General features: G+C 33.4%; 4 protein-coding genes. 2 read left to right on the forward strand and 2 right to left on the reverse strand.

All coding sequences use genetic code 11. The features are described 5' to 3' along the window. Nucleotides 1–10: 10 nt before the first annotated feature. On the reverse strand, nt 11–334 hold the full coding sequence (locus PBF_RS24590) for a JAB domain-containing protein (RefSeq protein WP_051489016.1): 324 nt from the start codon (nt 332–334) through the stop codon (nt 11–13). Nucleotides 335–576: 242 nt separating this feature from the next. Here PBF_RS24590 and PBF_RS24595 point away from each other — a divergent pair, with 242 nt between their 5' ends. Continuing rightward, nucleotides 577–822 (forward strand): hypothetical protein, encoded by a 246-nt coding sequence (locus PBF_RS24595; protein WP_035333643.1) that lies wholly within the window; start codon nt 577–579, stop codon nt 820–822. A gap of 220 nt (nt 823–1,042) precedes the next feature. On the opposite strand, the gene PBF_RS24600 is transcribed toward PBF_RS24595, so the two are convergent. After that, entirely contained in the window at nt 1,043–1,255 is a 213-nt protein-coding gene (locus PBF_RS24600; protein ID WP_051489017.1) for an Imm53 family immunity protein, read from the reverse strand. Between the two features lie 428 nt (nt 1,256–1,683). On the opposite strand from PBF_RS24600, the gene pgmB reads away from it, so the two are divergent. Further along, nucleotides 1,684–2,361, forward strand: coding sequence for a beta-phosphoglucomutase (pgmB, locus tag PBF_RS24605; protein WP_035333644.1), 678 nt, complete (start codon nt 1,684–1,686; stop codon nt 2,359–2,361). The last annotated feature ends 151 nt before the right edge of the window (nt 2,362–2,512 follow it).

The raw sequence follows: 2,512 nt of genomic DNA on the forward strand, positions 1-2,512 counted from the left end.
TATCAGATGATTAATAAAAAAGAAACATATCCCTTCTCCGGTGGTTGTGCGCTACGATAAGGCTCCTTGCGTTATTTAGGATGCACGCTTTGAAGATTTCACGAGGTGAAACGGCAGCAGTGGCAAGAGTACCGATATGACTTCTATGTACAGCGATTACGTCATTTCTGGTGTTGAGGCAAATAACGAGAAACACCTCTCTGTCATCGTCCGCTATAAAGTGATGGGCAACATCTTTCACATCCCAGGGGTTACAAACTCTTTTTTCAAATCTTCTATCTTTCACTTCTATAATGACTTGCTTGATTCTTGAAACTTCATAAATGGTTTCCATTAGGCATGCTCTTTTCTGTTTGGATTTGTTTTATTTAATCATAAATCCATTGTTTATTAGTGTATATATTAAGGAGGATTTTGACAAAAAATAGCACATATTTCTAAATATTTTAGCGGTTTGAGTGTACATAGGATAAGTTATAGCCCTCATATATTGTTTGAGACTTGGGAAAGTAGATAGATATTGTCTATCTTCCCTCAAAAAAAGACTTAAAGAGATAGGAAAATGAGGTTAAAGGATTGAAAGGAGGACATTTCAGGCCAATTGGTAATGGAAATGATGATGGTCCTAAAAAGAAGACAGATAATGGAGTTGAACTAGGGGCTTTCATCCTTGACCCAATACTAGTAGGGATGGCATTATCTAGGCGGTATGGAGCCGCCTTTGCATCAAGAGTAAAATTGATGGTTATGACTGCGGAGCCTTTAAGGCTTTTAGGCTGCCTAACTTCTTCAACTATCGTGTCTTATATATCAATAAAATAAGCCCCTCTCGCATTAAGAAGGGCCTTTTCTTATTCATTTTGTTTACAATCTACATGGAAAGCCACTTACTTGATTTCGCTGACCTTCTCTCCTTTAGGGTTATAAAGCCGTGTCACATCCCCAGCATTATTTAACACATTAGCGTTAGTCCATTTTAAATATGTGGGAGCTTGATTTTTAGCCCCAGGACCAGAAGTAACAAATACAGTAGATCCCGTCTTTAAAATAAATCCTTCAGGAAAATAATAAGTTTGGTTTCCTTCCAAATAACTATATTTTCAAGTGGTTTGTCCTTTAAATCAGTATTGTCCACACTAATCTTTACACTCCGACCAGGATTATCTAATGTTTCAATTGCTATCCCATATTCGTGTTCCCAATCGCCATCGCAATGGGCAACATACCACTGTTGAATCCATTTCAATATGTCCATCAATGTCCTCCATTAAAAACGTCCTTCTTCAATAAACCATCCCCGCTTTTTAAATTAGCCGCCTATTGGCAGCTGAATTCTGCGTATTACTAATATTCTTCTTCATTAAACTCCTCCAAATCCTCTAAAATTTTATTTATTCCTTAGTAAAAAGAAATTAAAGGAACTTTATAAAATTTCACCGATAAAAAGCATTAAATATTACAATTTTTCGACAAAAAACTAGTAAATAAGACCTTTTTATATTGAAAAAAATTGAAATAAACGGAAAATACTCAGGGAAAATACTTTTTTTTCTATTATTTATAAAAAAATATTCCTCTAGGAATATTTTTGCATTTTTTCAATATTTTGTGTTAACTTATTCTACGAAAGCATAATTTGGGAATTTATTGGGATATAATCGGGACTAAAGGGGGGGAGAGAAAATGAAAGGCCCAGAAGCATTTATATTTGATTTAGATGGAGTAATTACTAAAAGTTCTGAACTTCATTATTTAGCATGGGAAAAAATCTCGGTAAAATACGGTATTCCATTTAATAGGAAAATTAATGAAAAACTCAAAGGAGTAGAACGTCTAAACTCTATTAAAATAATTTTAGAGGAAGCAGGTATGGAAACAGAATTCTCAGAAAACCAATTGGTTAACATCGCCAATGAAAAAAATGAAATATATAAAAGATATATAGAGCGTGTTACCCCTTGTGATGTTTTACCTGGGATTTCCACTCTTTTTCAAACTTTAGTAGACCAAAATATAAAAATTGCTCTTGCATCTTCAAGTAAAAATGCACCTTTATTATTAGAAAAGTTAAGAATAACACATTATTTTGATTATATAGCAGATGCAAATTTCATTAAAAGAGGAAAACCACATCCAGAGATTTTCCTCAATGCGGCCCAAGGTCTTAATGCAGATCCGTTTAGTTGTATAGGAATTGAAGATTCGGTTGCAGGAATAAAATCCATTAAAGCTGCAAATATGTTTGCTGTAGGTATAGGGGACTGTAAATCATTAATAGATGCAGATATAACTTTTAAAACTACAGAAGAGATAACCTTTGACAAGATTAATTCTAATTTTAATAAAGCTATAATGATTTAATTAAACAGGGGAAATATCAGTATGCAAAATATCGATACTCCTTTTTTAAAACCCAATCTACTATTAAATCAAGAGTATAGACACCTCTTGGATAAAATTGATACCAAGAGTGTAAACGCTAAAATAAAAGTTGACCACTTTAGCGCAATTC

Source organism: Cytobacillus firmus DS1, assembly GCF_000565285.1.
Classification (GTDB): domain Bacteria; phylum Bacillota; class Bacilli; order Bacillales; family Cytobacillaceae; genus Cytobacillus; species Cytobacillus firmus_A.